General features: G+C 48.3%; 12 protein-coding genes. 4 read left to right on the plus strand and 8 right to left on the minus strand.

Going from position 1 to position 14,243, the window contains the following annotated elements:
* Positions 1 to 105 precede the first annotated feature (105 nt).
* A complete protein-coding gene (locus ACHZCY_RS19100; protein WP_205221010.1) occupies positions 106 to 1,440 on the minus strand; it encodes a TolC family protein in 1,335 nt (444 codons plus the stop codon).
* A 374-nt stretch (positions 1,441 to 1,814) separates the two neighbouring features.
* Between ACHZCY_RS19100 and ACHZCY_RS19105 the strand changes: the two genes are divergently transcribed.
* Entirely contained in the window at positions 1,815 to 2,447 is a 633-nt protein-coding gene (locus ACHZCY_RS19105) for a hypothetical protein (RefSeq protein ID WP_205221011.1), read from the plus strand.
* Between the two features lie 96 nt (positions 2,448 to 2,543).
* On the opposite strand, the gene ACHZCY_RS19110 is transcribed toward ACHZCY_RS19105, so the two are convergent.
* The 5 genes from ACHZCY_RS19110 to ACHZCY_RS19130 form a co-directional block, all read right to left on the minus strand.
* A complete protein-coding gene (locus ACHZCY_RS19110) occupies positions 2,544 to 3,935 on the minus strand; it encodes an MBL fold metallo-hydrolase (protein ID WP_319550019.1) in 1,392 nt (463 codons plus the stop codon).
* 37 nt (positions 3,936 to 3,972) lie between these two features.
* Positions 3,973 to 5,058 (minus strand): OmpA family protein, encoded by a 1,086-nt coding sequence (locus ACHZCY_RS19115; RefSeq protein ID WP_319550020.1) that lies wholly within the window; start codon positions 5,056 to 5,058, stop codon positions 3,973 to 3,975.
* A gap of 115 nt (positions 5,059 to 5,173) precedes the next feature.
* Positions 5,174 to 5,734, minus strand: a complete 561-nt coding sequence (locus ACHZCY_RS19120) for an HD domain-containing protein (RefSeq protein ID WP_319550021.1) — start codon at positions 5,732 to 5,734, stop codon at positions 5,174 to 5,176.
* 24 nt (positions 5,735 to 5,758) lie between these two features.
* Positions 5,759 to 6,781 (minus strand): uroporphyrinogen decarboxylase, encoded by a 1,023-nt coding sequence (hemE, locus tag ACHZCY_RS19125; RefSeq protein ID WP_319550022.1) that lies wholly within the window; start codon positions 6,779 to 6,781, stop codon positions 5,759 to 5,761.
* Between the two features lie 63 nt (positions 6,782 to 6,844).
* Positions 6,845 to 7,906, minus strand: coding sequence for a radical SAM/SPASM domain-containing protein (locus ACHZCY_RS19130; RefSeq protein WP_319550023.1), 1,062 nt, complete (start codon positions 7,904 to 7,906; stop codon positions 6,845 to 6,847).
* Between the two features lie 215 nt (positions 7,907 to 8,121).
* On the opposite strand from ACHZCY_RS19130, the gene ACHZCY_RS19135 reads away from it, so the two are divergent.
* The gene (locus ACHZCY_RS19135; protein WP_205221016.1) at positions 8,122 to 8,607 is read left to right on the plus strand and encodes a universal stress protein; all 486 of its coding nucleotides are present in this window, start codon (positions 8,122 to 8,124) and stop codon (positions 8,605 to 8,607) included.
* 360 nt (positions 8,608 to 8,967) lie between these two features.
* Here the strand turns inward: ACHZCY_RS19135 and ACHZCY_RS19140 are convergent, their stop codons facing one another.
* Positions 8,968 to 10,047 (minus strand): hypothetical protein, encoded by a 1,080-nt coding sequence (locus ACHZCY_RS19140; protein ID WP_319550024.1) that lies wholly within the window; start codon positions 10,045 to 10,047, stop codon positions 8,968 to 8,970.
* Between ACHZCY_RS19140 and ACHZCY_RS19145 the strand changes: the two genes are divergently transcribed.
* On the plus strand, positions 10,046 to 10,420 hold the full coding sequence (locus ACHZCY_RS19145; RefSeq protein ID WP_205221018.1) for a hypothetical protein: 375 nt from the start codon (positions 10,046 to 10,048) through the stop codon (positions 10,418 to 10,420). The two genes, ACHZCY_RS19140 and ACHZCY_RS19145, sit on opposite strands and share 2 nt — an antisense overlap.
* Here ACHZCY_RS19145 and ACHZCY_RS19150 read toward each other — a convergent pair.
* Entirely contained in the window at positions 10,362 to 11,162 is an 801-nt protein-coding gene (locus tag ACHZCY_RS19150; protein WP_205221019.1) for an acyltransferase, read from the minus strand. The two genes, ACHZCY_RS19145 and ACHZCY_RS19150, sit on opposite strands and share 59 nt — an antisense overlap.
* Before the next feature lie 682 nt (positions 11,163 to 11,844).
* On the opposite strand from ACHZCY_RS19150, the gene lon reads away from it, so the two are divergent.
* On the plus strand, positions 11,845 to 14,238 hold the full coding sequence (gene lon, locus ACHZCY_RS19155; RefSeq protein WP_394713452.1) for an endopeptidase La: 2,394 nt from the start codon (positions 11,845 to 11,847) through the stop codon (positions 14,236 to 14,238).
* Positions 14,239 to 14,243: the final 5 nt, after the last annotated feature.

The following is a 14,243-nucleotide window of genomic DNA, read 5'->3' on the forward strand; positions in this document are numbered from 1 at the left end:
AACTGCGGAGAAGGAGAGGCTTTGCAATGCCAGTAAACACACTAAGGGGAAAAAATATGCTGTCTTCATAGTTGTTGCTCTACTCAAAAGAGTACTGGTTAACGGCTATTTCGGATATTGCATCAGTCCTGCCGCACGACGCAAGTCCGCCACAGCAATACGTTGTTCGGCATTAGCCACAGCGTTACGAACCTTGGCGTCGGTTAGTCTGTTTTCCGTATCTATAAGCTCGGAGGAAAGCAGCAGCCCCTCTTTAAAGCGCTCTCTGGACAGACGAGCACTTTCTATGGCTGAATCAACCATCTGCGAGGTGACTTGGATTCTTTTTTCGGCCTGTTCTAATCCGAGTAGTGCTTGTTCAATCTCCAGATTATAGGCCAGTTCCATTTGATTGAGTTGCTTTTTTGCTTCGGCAAGTTGCGCTTTGGCTCGCTCAACTTCGGCACTTGTCTGGTGGCCGTTAAACAGAGACATGTTTACTCGCACCCCGGCAAGCCATGAATTACCTGATCCTTCGTCCAGCTCATATCCTTTATCTATCTGATAGGAACCAAAAGCATCTGCTGTTGGATAGTACCCAGCCCTTGATTTGCGGACCCCGTCCTCAAAGGAGGCTACAATGGCCTTCATGGCATTAATTTCCGGTCTTTGATGGAAGTCTGGGGTTCCCGGCACCTGTTGGAAAGTACTTCCAGCAAGATCGACCTCCGGTTCACCAGTGGTCAGGCCAAGCAGATTGAGAAAACCGCGTCTGGCCAGGGCCAGGCCATGTTGGGTTTGGATAAGATTTTCGCGGGCAAGTGAATGCTGGACCTGCAGGTTGAGAAGTTCTTCCTTGAGCAGGTCGCCTTCATCAAAGCGTGCCTGGGCAACTTTAAGGGAGGCTGCAAGAGAAGCTACCGCAGATTCTCTTGCCTGCACGGTTTCTTCTGCCTGGACAATAGTAAAAAAGGCGCGGACAACGGTGTAACCAAGTTGAGAGTGGAGCGATTGCTGCTGGAGTTCCGCTGCCTGCTGCCTGTGATGAGCCATATCAAGCCCGGCTTGATCACTGCCTCCATTGTAGAATCGATACGCGAGGAGCGCTTTTAACTGGAGATTGTCGGTTAAGCCTGGCTGGTTGAAATCAATGGAATTGGAGAAAACGCCCTGGTTGAGAATGTTGCCAAAGGAATACATCGGATTGTTGGTCCTGGCATACTCTCCCGCCACACTCAGTTGCGGATAGAAGGCGGCTTTGGCGCGTCTTATGTCTGCCTCGGCAGATTCGATGCGGTGCTGAGCTGCCTGTGCATTGGGACTGTTTTCGATGGCATAACGAACTGCTTCCTGGGTGGTCCAGCGAGTTGGTTGTGTTGTTTGGGCTTGGGCCGGAGGCTTCCACAGAGAGAGCAGGAGCAGGGAACAAAGCGCAATCAGTGATAACCGCTTGTCAAACATGATACCTCGCATATGTTGAAAGAGGGATGAACAGCAATATTCCATCGTGTTGTCGGAGATGGATTACCACCTGGATGCACCCGCAGGTTAAACAGAGCCTGAACATATTAACTAGCAAAATGATAGCGAAGTATAAGGAACAGTGCCGGGAAAGTCCAATAAATTGTCTGTGATTTTAGGCAGGTGTCACAGTGTGGGTGTTGTCGGTACTATTTATTGATGCTTTTATTGTTGTGGTGGTTGTTTGCTGCACAGGATTCGTGTTTGTACTGCTGAATAGGCAGCAAATTTCTTGCCTTTCACTAAAAAATGCCTACAAATAATCGTGATTACATGATTCATAAGGATACTTATCAGTAACAGAAGGAGAAAGTATGTCTATTCTATTTAATCATCGTATGTTGGTAACTGTAGTGGCTGCCGGATTGATCGCCGGAGCTGGAGTCGTCGGTGCAACCGAGCAGCAACCCGAGCCCGGGAAATGGACAGAAGCTGGGCAGGAGGTGAAAGAAGCTGCTGGTGCGGTCGCTGAGGCAACCAGTGATTCAGCAGAAAAAGGATGGCAAAAGACAAAAGAGGTAAGTGCTGAAACGTGGGATAAGACCAAGGAGATGAGCGCTGAGGGCTGGGATAAGACTAAAGAGGTGAGTGCTGAGAGTTGGGATAAGACCAAAGAAGTGAGTGCTGAGGCCTGGGAGAAAACCAAGGCTGAATCTGCCGAGCTCTGGGATAAAACCAAGGAAGCAAGCGACAAGGCCTGGGATAAGACCAAGGAGGAGTCTGCTGAAGCCTGGAAAAAGACAAAAGAGGAATCTGCCGAACTTTGGGAGAAGAGTAAAGACATGGGGGGCGAGGCCGTGGAAAGCTCACAGGAAGCAGCCGGCGAGACTGTAGAAAAAGCTAAAGATGCGGCCGGCGAAGCTGGAGAAGCAACCCAGGATGCTGCAGCGGCGGCTATGGAAAAAGGGGAGGCTGTTATAGAAGAGGCCTCCGAACCTGCAGAATAGAAAAAAATATATAGTTAAGCCGGTAAGCAGTATGTTTACCGGCTTTTTTTATGCTTTAGCTTCAGAAAAAGGCAGGAGGCGCTGCTTCAAGCACTCTTAAAATAAGGTGAATTGTTGGTGGTTTTCAGGGATGATCACCTCGGTGTCGGTGAGCAGGGCGGCAAAGGTGGTCATGGCGTGTTCTTCACCATGGACGAGGAAGGTACGCTCCGGGCTGCCGGTTTTACGGTGCCAGTTAAAGAGTTCCTTTTGATCAGCATGGGCAGAGAATCCGCCGATAGTATAAATAGCGGCGTGCACATCAATTTCTTCTCTGAAGATGCGTATTGACTGGGCGCCGTCTATGATGCTGCGGGCAGGAGTACCTTCCCCTGCGTAGCCGACAAAGATAACCGCTGCTTCCTTGCGCCACAGGTTGTGGCGTAGATGATGGCGTATCCGGCCGGCAGTGCACATGCCTGAGCCGGCAATGATCACCACTCCCCGCATTTGTTTCAACGCCATGGATTCAGCCGTTTCCCTTGAAAAATGTAACCCTGGTAATGCAAAAGGATCTCTTCCTGAGTTAATCACGTCCCAGGTTTCTTCGTCAAAACACTCAGGGTGCCTTTTGAAAATTTGGGTGGCTGAGATAGCCATGGGGGAGTCAAGAAACACTGCCAGATCTTGCGGAAGTCGATTTTGCTCCACACCTTCTCTTAGGTAGTAGAGAATTTCCTGACTTCTTTCCAGGGCAAAGCTTGGAATGAGTACATTGCCGTTTCTTTTGATGGTTGTGTTGATGGCGTCATAGAGTTCCTCAATGGAGGGCTCTAGCTGCTTGTGCAATCTGTCGCCGTAGGTGGTCTCCATTATAACAATGTCGGCGTGAGGCGGGGAAGCAGGGTCCGGCAGGATTGCGCGATTATTGTAGCCCAGGTCCCCGGAAAAGAGGACCTTTTTGCGGCCTGCGTCAGTGTCGAATTCTATCAATATAGATGCCGAGCCGAGAATGTGGCCGGCATCATAAAAGGTAGCCTGGATGCCGGGGCATAATTCGTGTGGTTCATCAAAAGCTGCAATATCAACGAAGTAGTCAAGGCTGTTTAAGGCGTCCAGGGTATCATAAAGGGGGAGAAAGGGGGTCTTGAATTTTTTTTGTTTGTTGTTTTTATAGTTTTTGTATTTTGCCTCCTCCTCTTGGATTCTGGCAGAATCAAGCATGACCAAGCGAGCCAGTTCTCTGGTCGCGGATGTGGTGACAATGGTCCCCTTAAACCCTTTTTTTACCAATAAGGGAATACGCCCGCAATGATCCAGGTGACCGTGAGTGAGGAGGAGAAAGTCGATGGATGCAGGGTCAAAACCGAAATCATTTCGATTTTCTTCTTCCAGCTCTCGACCACCCTGATACAAACCGCAATCTATAAGGATGCGGGTATCATCGTGCTCAAGATAATGGCAGGAACCGGTAACATTTTTTGCCGCGCCGTGAAATTGCAGGTGCATGATGTCTCCTGGGTGGTCCAAGATCTTTTTTATATCATTATTGGTGGCTACGGAGGCTAATGGTCACACGACGGTTGAGTTGACGCCCCGCGGCGGTATTGTTAGAAGCGACGGGATTGGTATAACCATACCAGTAGAGCAGGATTTGTTGTTGCTTTACCTTATGCTGCTGGAGCAGGTATTGCTGAATTATTTTTGCCCGCCGTTGAGAGAGGTCAACGTTGTAGGCTTCGCTGCCGATGTTATCTGTAAACCCTGATAAAACGACATAGGTTTGAGGATGATCAAGAAGGAATCGGCCGAGGCTATCCAGTTCTTTTGTGTACAGCGGTTTGATATCTGCTTTGTCGAAATCAAACAGGATATTGCTAAACCGGCTACTGCCTGTATCCATATACAGCTTGCCGAACAGGTGTTCCGGGTTGTTGTAGACCGTGTCAAAATCCATCACCTGAGAACAGCTGTTTACCGAACCGATATCATGCAGCAACTGTTTGCCTGTCGCATCTGTGGCGCTGCTGACGATGGTAAAGCAGACCTCAAAAGTCTCAGCTAGTTTTTTTGCCTGCTCCAGTGGCGGTGGCTCCAGTTCCGGGTAGGTCGATTCCTTGCCGTCGGAAAAAATAAAAACCTCTGTACGGCCGGGGAGGCCGAGCATATGTTCAAGCTTCATCAATCCGGTCTGCAGCATAGGCGGAGCCTGGGGGCGCGTTGGCAGTTGATTGATGGCTTCGCCAAAGGGTATATTTTCGTACCTGCGGAGAGGGTAGTAAGGTTTAAAAGCCATAGGGGACCCATGCAGCCAGAGTCCACCTTTCCAGTGGGGGTAGAGCCCTGCCTGCCAGCCGAGTTCGGGGAGAGAAGCATTGCTTTTTTGGAGTATTTGTTTTTGCGCCTCTATGCGACTGAACCCTGTATCTTTGTAAGGGACATCCATGGTGGTGGATGGGTCATAGATGATAAAAAAGTTATCTGCCATGCGAACAAGGCCGCCGGCCGGGCTGTTGACAGTCGGCTTGACGCTGACTGCCTGTATTTCTGCGGCTGCAAGCGGAGGTGGGCAATGAAACAGCCAAAGAAAAGCAACTGCACATACAAAGGACAGTTTGGTTAGATGCTGCATAATCCTGGCTCCTTTTAAAAGGGTGATTAATGAGAATCGGTTATTCTGTGCTGGACAGTACTCATCCATTAAAAAGTATGGAAGCGATAGTCTTACTGCATTCTATATGATGATGTTAGAGTTTTCCAAGGTCTTTGGGAGGAAAATCAAGCCATTGGAAAAGGAATGCTTCAAGCTCAACGCACCTGCTGAAATTGTCTCGTATTAACTGCCGTCGAATCGGGTCGTTTTGTCCGTAATGGTCAATAATGTATTCCAGTCGCTCATTTAGATTGACGACCTGGTGGTGCCGTACTCTTTTGTCGGCATAATACACGATTTCCTCAGCCGTGAACTCACCGCGGGCATATCTTGCCGGCTCATGATGTTTGAGGATGACATGTTCTTCCACAATTGCAGCAACTTCAGGATAGCCATGCTCCCTGCAAATTTGGGCGCCGACTTTTGCATGATTACAGGGTTCTTTCAGGCATGGTGTCTTGGCAATGTCGTGGAGCAGAGCCCCCGCAATGACCAGTTCTCTGGACGTATGGTGGGTCGCTTGGCTGTTTTGGGCCAGGGCGGTGACAAGCTGATCGGCCAGCTGAGCCACCACCAATGAATGTTGGCGTATGTTTGCCAACATGTCATAGGTGGTCATCATGGCCGCACATTCGGCTATGCCTGGAACTCTCACTGTTTGCCCTTTATACTCTACGCATCATTTGCCGCTGAAGCGATGGACAGCATCGACGACTATCCGTGCTTTATCCGGCGAGGTCTGGGGCAAGATGCCATGGCCCAGATTAAAGATATGGCCCTTGGCCTGGGACGCATCATCAAGGAGTTGTTTGACTCGTTTTTCCAGCGCCTCTTGAGGGAGAAAAAGTGCCATGGGGTCGAGATTACCTTGGACGGCGTGATTGCCCACCTTGTCGATAGCGTCTTTGATGTTGATTCGCCAATCCAGACCAAGTACATCAGCACCGGCAGTAACTGTGTTGGGGATGAGGGTGGAGCCGTTGTTGGCAAAATAAATAATCGGTACGTCGGTTACCTGGCGCAGATCCTTGATGATTGACTGGACATAGGGGAGGGCGAACCGGGCATAATCCCCAGGGGCAAGCACTCCTGCCCAAGAATCAAAAATTTGCAGGGCCTGTGCTCCTGCTCGGGCCTGTGCCTGGAGGTAAAGGCTTGTGCAGTCGGTTATTTTCTGCAGTAGTTCATGGTAGAGCACAGGGCTTTCAAACATCATTCTTTTGGTTTCGTAAAAAAACTTGGACGAGCCGCCTTCAAGAAGATACGTGGCAAGGGTAAAGGGGGCACCGGAAAAACCTATGAGCGGCACCTTGAGCTCCTTGAGTAACAGCTTAATCGTTTCCATGACAAAAGGCATGGTCGCATCCGGGTCGGGAACGATCAGTTCGTCTACCGCTTTCTGGGTCCTGACGGGGTCGGGAAATACCGGACCTCTTCCTTCGTGGAATTCGAGCTTGAGGTTCATCGCCTCCATGGGGATGAGGATATCGGAAAATAAGATAGCAGCATCAAAGCCGAACAGATTAATTGGTTGCAGAGTTACCTCTGTGCAGAGCTCTGGGCTCTTGCAGAGTTCGAGGAAGGTGGTCTTTCCTCTTACCGCCCTGTATTCGGGGAGGTACCGTCCTGCCTGACGCATGAACCATACAGGAGTGTAGTCAGTCTTTTCGCCGCGGCATGCTTTTAAAAACGTATCGTTCATGTATCCTCTGTTGTGACTTGATTAATCTATTTCAGTACCTTGCACTATATTATACAAGATGTTTTATTTTTTATCCTTGCCAGGCTGGTAGTGGCAAAAAGGTTCCTGAGCCATATAATCGCCTGTCATTGCATAGGCACGGGCACGGCAACCGCCGCACACGTTAACATACTCACATTTGCCGCAGGTGCCTTTGTAGTTTTTAAAATCCCGCATATCGAGAAAAAGCTTGGAGGTTTCCCATATTTCCTTAAAAGATTGCTCTTTCAGATTGCCCCCTGAAAGCGGAAAATAGCTGCAAGGGAGGACGTTTTGGTCAACATCTATGAGGCAGATCAGCTGACCGGCCAGGCAACCCTTGGAGCCACCGGTGGAGAATTTGAGGCTACGGCGTTTGAAGCGAGATCCTTCTTCCTTTGAACGTTGCAGCACGATGCGATAGTACTGCGGAGCACAGGTCGGTCTAACCAGAATGTCGGACTCGTCAGCTTCCATATCATAATGCCAGTTGAGCATATCCTCATATTCATTTTCCGGGATCAGTTCCGACATGATCTCTTCTCCCCGACCGGTGGGGACGATCATAAACAGGTACCAGGCCGTTGCGCCCAATGATTTAACCAGTTCGTAGATCTTGGGTGCTTCCTGTTTATTTCTTTTGGTAAAGCTGGAGTTTACCAGAAAGTCTATTTGGTATTTATTAAAGAGTTCAATGGCGTGCATTGTCCCGTCAAATGCTCCCGGCTGATTCCGAAAATCATCATGGATATCAGCGGAGGCGCCGTCCAGACTGAGGGAAACCATCTTGATCCCGGTTTCCTTTATTTTGCGGCAGGTTTCGTCTGTGACCAAGGTTCCATTGGTCGCCAGGCACATGCGCATCCCAAGCCCGGTACCGTAGGCTGCAATGTCGAATACATCTTCTCGGAGCAGTGGTTCTCCTCCGGACAAAACCATAACCGGATCAGCATAGCTGTGGATATCGTCTAGTATTCGTTTAGCTTCGACAAGGGAGAAGTCGGGATGATCGTTTATTTTCAGTTCAGAAGAGGAACGGCAATGCACACATTTAAGGTTACAGCGGCGGGTGATTTCCCAGGCTATCCATTTAGGGATAAAATCCATTGTGAACTCCGGATTAAATATTAAAAAAAGAATTCAAAATATATTCCCTGTGACAGCCTGGGTCAACTTTTTTCCTGAAATTATTGCTGTTTAGCCTTGTATTGAAGGGAAGCATGTGCGACAATGGGACTAGAAAAAAGGATGGAAATGACTATATATTTACAGGAGATAGGGCAAAACGTTTGTCATTGTTGTTTTTAACAGGGAGGTAAATTATGCAGGAAATTAAACGTGTTCTTACACCTATTGATTTTTCCGATAATGCAGGAAAGATAGCCAGTGCAGCTGCCTATGTTGCAGGAACCTTTAAAGCTGATCTAGATCTTGTTTTTGTTGCTCAGAATTTTGAAGATTACAGCGGGTTTTTTGTCCCTCCAGTGAACTTGCCCAACTTGGAGGAAGAGTTGTTTGATTCCGCACAGCAGAGAATGGTAACTTTTGTTGAGGAACATAAAGCTACCTTTGAGACGTTTGGAGTGAGCAACGTGACGAGCACTGTTTTGTCTGGGGATGTGGCCGAGGAAATACTTGCCTATGCCACCGAGAAAGGAGCCCATCTCATTGTCATGGGAACTCATGGGTACAAGGGGCTGGAAAGGATCATGTTTGGTAGTGTTGCCGATAAGGTGGTGAAGACTGCATGTTGTCCGGTTATGACCATTAACCCCTATCGTAAGGAATGTGAGGAGAAAACCGCTTAACTGTATTGCCTCTCGATATTTTGTTATTGGGTCGTGTCTGTTGGACTATAACAGGCACGACCTTTTTTTATAGCCTTGCCGGGGAAGCTGTTGCCTTTAGCCTGGTTTTTTCATCAATAAAGTTTTTCGCAGGGCAAGGCACAAGCCGCGCAGCAGGTAAGCGAAGACTCCGGGTAGCGAAGACTCCGGTAGTAGGCCTGCGCAAGAGGTTTGTAACGTGGATCTTGCGGAAAAATCTATTGACCCGAAGGGGGAACTTTTGATTGAAAGCGAAAACAGGCTGTTAATTGTGCAGTTATTCTTTACTTAATAATATCAAACAATTGAGTTTAAAATCAAAAAGGTCACGAGGTGTCCAGGTTAGGGATGTAGTTCCAGCAAGCCTATGACGCATCCTGTCAGCTCTTCTGCTGACTGTTCTCCTTGCTGTATGTTGCGAGCAAATGTCTCTTTAAAAAGGTGTTTTGCAGAGAGGTCAGGGAATGGGTAAAGGGTAAGTCTGGTTCGTCCGTATTGGTCGACAGGGTATTGCCGTTCGAGTTCCTGGTACCAAGCTTGGGTATGGGAGGTAACCTCTTCTTGATCTATTTCTCCCGTTAAAAGCTGAGTGCAGAGTGTTTGCAGACGCTTGTTTGGTAGTAATGGAAACTGAGTTGGATCAATGTCACGGTCGGCTTTTTGTTGTTCATATCTTGGCAGTTCAATGGCGACCGATGACGGTGAAGTGGGCAGACTGTTTTCCCATTGGTCAATTATTTTTCCAGCTACACCTGGATCAGAGGTGATGAAAAAATTACTGTGCGCAGTATCAGGAGCCTGGCCAAGGCTGTAGACCTGCGCCCATGCGGCAAGTCGTTGGAAAAGCATGGAATCTGTATCTTTACTGATCTCGTGTATCCCTTGGGTCAGTGCAAAAGGGGTGTCGCTTTCTTCGCGTAATTCCTGGAGAAGGTTGTCCTGCTTTTGTGCCAAGACGGCAAGTTGGGTATAAATTTCTTTCTGTTCGCGGTCAAACAACTCCCCTAGTTTTAGGACCAGGCGTGCCTGCCAGAGGAGCATCTCCCTGCTGTCCTGCTCTGGTTGGTGGCTTCCCTTGAGGTGGCTGATAATGGAGTGACGGGATTCTTTTTTCCCCGTATCGCTGAGATTCATCAAGGCCAGGGCTGACAGTTGGCCGGCATAGTCATCCCGGCGGTTATAGAGGTCTGCTATAAGTGCGAGAAAACGCTCCCGATCATCGCCAAGCGGCGCTGGTGAGAAAAAAGTAAGCTGATTCCTGTCGATGAATTGTTGGAGTAATGATCCTGGTTCAGCTGCAGAAGAAGGATCATTCTCTATCGCCTGAAGGTAGACAAGCGACTGGAAAACATGTACAAGGGGGAGAAAATGTGACGCATCAGGTACTGTTTCCGGAAAAATACAAGCTTTTAAATTTGACATGACGACTTTACGAGAAAAAATAACGTTTATTTTGACTGCAGGCGTATACCTGCTTTTTCACCTGCGACTAGGGAGTGACGCGGTTGCTACCTTAAGTGGTACCATGTCCCAGGTACTTTTAACCGCTCCCTATGCGCTTGGCTTTACCTATATTACTGCAGCGGTATTTAAAAAAATGACCGAGGCGACCAGGTTACCCTGGGATCGATTGTTAAGGATTTACTTTACTGTCGGAATCCTTTTTGCTTTCTTTTTTGCTCTTTATGAGTATGCAGGTGGAGGAACAGAACCTGTTGATATAAAAAGCAGGTTGCCTATCTTATCAGGCTGCTTGGAGGATGAAACCCGGAAGCAGCGGTGGTGTTTGGCATAAGTGCACACTTCTGGCCCATGATCGTGCCTGGATTGGTCACCGAATTGCATCCTGTTTGACTGCCGTCGCCGAGAATAGCGCCTATCTTACGCAGTCCGCTGTCAATGGTTTCTTTTTTTGTCTTGATGCCGACCGAGCCGGGAAGAAAGCGAAGATTTGCGAATTTGGTGCCTGCTCCGAGGTTTACGTTGTTCCCCAGGATGGAATCACCCAGATAAGCAAAATGACCTGCCTTGGCGTCGTTAAGGAAAATGGAATGCTTGACCTCTGTGGCATGGCCCACCACGCAACGTTTGCCTATGACGCAATAGCCGCGCATGTAGGCACCGTGTCTTATTTCTGAGAAGTCGCCGATAATGGCAGGTTCTTTTATATAGGCTCCTGCCTCAACCAGTACTCCTTTCCCTATTTTTATATTTTTTCCGATCAGGACAGCCCCAGCCATGATAACAGAGGCTCCCTCAAGCAGCTGGCCATTCTCTGTGACCATGAGTTTGCCCTTGGTCGCATCGTTAAAGGTGATGGTACATTCCCTCGCATTACGCAGCTTTCCGTTGTGAACGAGAAAGGGACTGGGGAGGGGAATGCCGTCACTCAGGCACCGATGGGTAAAGTTGCCGTCGGTTCGCCTGCTGGAGTATTCTTTGAGCTGTTTAAGAGCATCCCAGGCATAGATGCAGTTGCTGAAAATATCTTTTTCCGGGAAATCGTCCAGGTGAAATAAAGAAGCAGGGCTAAGCATGGTTACATCCTGTGTGGATAGGGACTTGAGATAATAAATGGTAACTATTGAGCAGCTCTCCACCTCTCCACAATCTGCCCGTCCGGCATACCGATGTATCGAAGTCGGGGCTTGTCTGCTACATCGGTCAGCTTGTGAGCATTTGGAACACTGCTGAACAGGTACAGTTCGGGATAGATTGACGGTTTTCAGATTTTCGCTGAATAGTTGCAATTACTGTATTCTTTGTCCTCTATATTGGGAGCCGGTAATTTAAGCAAGATAATTATGACGGCACCGTGAAAAGTTCGCTTTCAGGTGGTGTGGTCTTTGTGTTATCAGGAAATGAACTGTTCCTTCACGCAATGAGAAAAGACTTTTCTGTGGAGTGTTGTTGTGTTGGCTGATCCTATGGGCTGTGCGCTAATTACTTTCTTGTTGTGATGCGATGGATTTTTCAAGAGTCACTTTTGTCTTTTATTTACAGAAAAAGAGGCGAAATCGTCTTTCTTGCTCCTTGCGGAACCTGTTTTTAGCCCCATCTGCGGGGGTTCTTCTTTATAACAGGCCTGGGCGCAGTTCCGTGGCTTGACTTCGGATGTGGTTGTGTTTACCTTCCTGGTGACAATTATTTACCAGTATTCGCTACAGGCGTTTTAAGAGGAGGAAAAGAGTGGAGTTTGACGATTCGTTGTCCCACAGTATGGATGATTTCGGGGAGAGTCCCAAGGATCTTGAGATTCCGGAATCCCTGCCCATGATGGCGGTACGTGATGTGGTTGTTTTTAATTATATGATCATACCGCTGTTTGTTGGTCGTCCTGGATCGGTGGAAGCCGTCAATGAAGCGGCCAATAGTAACAAGCTGCTGATGCTGGTTACCCAAAAGGATGCCACCAAGGATGAGCCGGATGAGGAAGACCTGTATAAGGTCGGCATGGTATCGATGATCATGCGCACCCTGAAACTGCCGGACGGGCGACTCAAAGTACTGGTGCAGGCTCTTTCAAAAGCGCAGATTAGATCTATTCAGCAAAAAGAACCGTATTACAAAGTTGACATCGACCTGCTGGAAGAGCCGGAGACTACAGAAGTTTCGGTGGAGATCGAGGCGTTGATGCGCACGGTCCGTGAACAGACCGAGAAGATTATGTCACTCAGGGGCATCTTGTCTTCGGATTTAATGATGATCATCAACAACATCGAGGAGCCGGGACGCCTGGCAGATCTTGTTGGGTCGAATTTGCGATTGAAAATAGCTGAATCACAGCAAATCCTGGAGACCATAGATCCGGTTGATCGATTGCGTCTTGTCGCGGAGTTATTGCGCAAAGAACTTGAAGTCTCCACTGTACAGGCGAAGATTCAATCCGATGCCAAGGAGGAGATGTCCAAGAGTCAGCGTGAATATTTTCTGCGTGAACAGATGCAGGCGTTAAAGCGCGAACTAGGCGATGAAGACAGTTATTCGCAGGAAATTGAGGATCTGGCCAGAAGCCTCAAAAAGAAAAAAATGCCCAAGTATGCCAAAAAAGAGGCGCGCAAGCAATTAAAGCGATTGGAGATGATGCATCCAGATGCATCGGAAGCGACTATTGTGCGGACCTATCTTGACTGGTTTTTGGATTTGCCCTGGAAAGATTCTTCTCAGGATAGGCTGAACTTAAAAGTTGCGGCTGAGGTGTTGGACAAGGATCATTATGGCTTGGATAAGATCAAGGAGCGTATCCTTGAATACCTGGCGGTGAGAAAACTCAACAAGGCTACCAAGGGACCGATTATTTGTTTTGTCGGTCCTCCGGGGGTCGGTAAAACGTCATTAGGACAGGCTATTGCCAAGGCCATGGGGCGAAAGTTTTATCGTCTTTCCCTTGGAGGTATGCGTGACGAAGCCGAGATACGGGGTCATCGCAGGACTTACATTGGAGCGCTTCCCGGTCGTATTTTGCAGGGATTGAAAACGGTTGAGACCAATAATCCGGTTTTCATGATGGATGAAATCGATAAAATAGGAGATGATTATCGTGGCGACCCGTCTTCTGCATTGCTGGAAGTGTTGGATCCGGAACAGAACAGTACCTTTTCCGACCATTATATGAATCTGCCTTTTGATTTATCCAAGGTCATGTTCATTACTACGGCCAATCGTAGCGACACCATTCCTCGGCCACTTCTGGACAGGATGGAAGTCATTCAATTGTCCGGATATACTCTGGAAGAGAAAAAAGTTATTGCTCGCCGCTACCTTCTTCCACGACAGATTACTGAGAATGGAATCAAGTCACGTCAGATAAAATTAGACGATGAAATGCTGGAAACCGTTATCCGTAGCTACACCCACGAGGCGGGAGTTCGGAACCTGGAAAGAGCCCTGGGCAAAATTTGTCGAAAGATAGCGCGCAAGGTGGCAGAAGGCGGCAAGGGACCATATACTATTTCCACAAATACCCTGGCTAAATATTTGGGGCCGCCTAAGTTTTTACCTGAAGCGGATTTGGATACCAGTAGCCAACCCGGCTTGGTAGTTGGTCTGGCATGGACTGAAGTGGGTGGGGAGCTTTTGCATATCGAAACTGCAGTGCTTCCGGGCAAAGGAAAGTTGATTCTTACCGGGCAGCTCGGTGATGTTATGAAGGAGTCTGCCCAGGCTGCGCTGAGCTACTGTCGGAGTCGTAAGGATGAACTCGGAGTGGATGCCGAATATTTTGACGGCATTGATGTGCATATCCACGTGCCGGCTGGGGCTATCCCCAAAGACGGTCCTTCAGCAGGCATCACCATGACTACTGCATTGTTTTCAGCCATCAGCGGCAAGGCTGTCAAAAAGCAGTTTGCCATGACCGGTGAGGTTACCCTGAGGGGCAGGGTGCTTCCCATCGGCGGTTTGAAGGACAAAGCGCTGGCTGCTTTGCGAGCGGGAATCACTAATGTGATTATTCCCTATGAAAATGAAAAGGATCTTGTCGAAATTCCGGAAGAATTGCGCAAGAAAATCACCTTTTATCCGGTGGAGCATATGGATGAAGTCATCGGTCTTACCCTTGGTAAGATTCGAAAATATAACCGTAAGAAAAAAACGATTTCGGCGACAAAGTAAATATA

It is taken from the genome of Desulfogranum marinum (genome assembly GCF_963675105.2).
Lineage (GTDB): Bacteria > Desulfobacterota > Desulfobulbia > Desulfobulbales > Desulfobulbaceae > Desulfogranum > Desulfogranum marinum.

What these genes read in the sequence shown, in the direction of transcription:
- ACHZCY_RS19105 (WP_205221011.1), top strand. Translation starts at nt 1,815, where the DNA reads ATGTCTATTCTATTTAATCATCGTATGTTGGTAACTGTAGTGGCTGCC.
- lon (WP_394713452.1), top strand. Translation starts at nt 11,845, where the DNA reads ATGGATGATTTCGGGGAGAGTCCCAAGGATCTTGAGATTCCGGAATCC.
- ACHZCY_RS19135 (WP_205221016.1), top strand. Translation starts at nt 8,122, where the DNA reads ATGCAGGAAATTAAACGTGTTCTTACACCTATTGATTTTTCCGATAAT.
- ACHZCY_RS19130 (WP_319550023.1), bottom strand. Translation starts at nt 7,906, where the DNA reads ATGGATTTTATCCCTAAATGGATAGCCTGGGAAATCACCCGCCGCTGT.
- ACHZCY_RS19145 (WP_205221018.1), top strand. Translation starts at nt 10,046, where the DNA reads ATGACGACTTTACGAGAAAAAATAACGTTTATTTTGACTGCAGGCGTA.
- hemE (WP_319550022.1), bottom strand. Translation starts at nt 6,781, where the DNA reads ATGAACGATACGTTTTTAAAAGCATGCCGCGGCGAAAAGACTGACTAC.
- ACHZCY_RS19115 (WP_319550020.1), bottom strand. Translation starts at nt 5,058, where the DNA reads ATGCAGCATCTAACCAAACTGTCCTTTGTATGTGCAGTTGCTTTTCTT.
- ACHZCY_RS19150 (WP_205221019.1), bottom strand. Translation starts at nt 11,162, where the DNA reads ATGCTTAGCCCTGCTTCTTTATTTCACCTGGACGATTTCCCGGAAAAA.
- ACHZCY_RS19140 (WP_319550024.1), bottom strand. Translation starts at nt 10,047, where the DNA reads ATGTCAAATTTAAAAGCTTGTATTTTTCCGGAAACAGTACCTGATGCG.
- ACHZCY_RS19110 (WP_319550019.1), bottom strand. Translation starts at nt 3,935, where the DNA reads ATGCACCTGCAATTTCACGGCGCGGCAAAAAATGTTACCGGTTCCTGC.
- ACHZCY_RS19100 (WP_205221010.1), bottom strand. Translation starts at nt 1,440, where the DNA reads ATGTTTGACAAGCGGTTATCACTGATTGCGCTTTGTTCCCTGCTCCTG.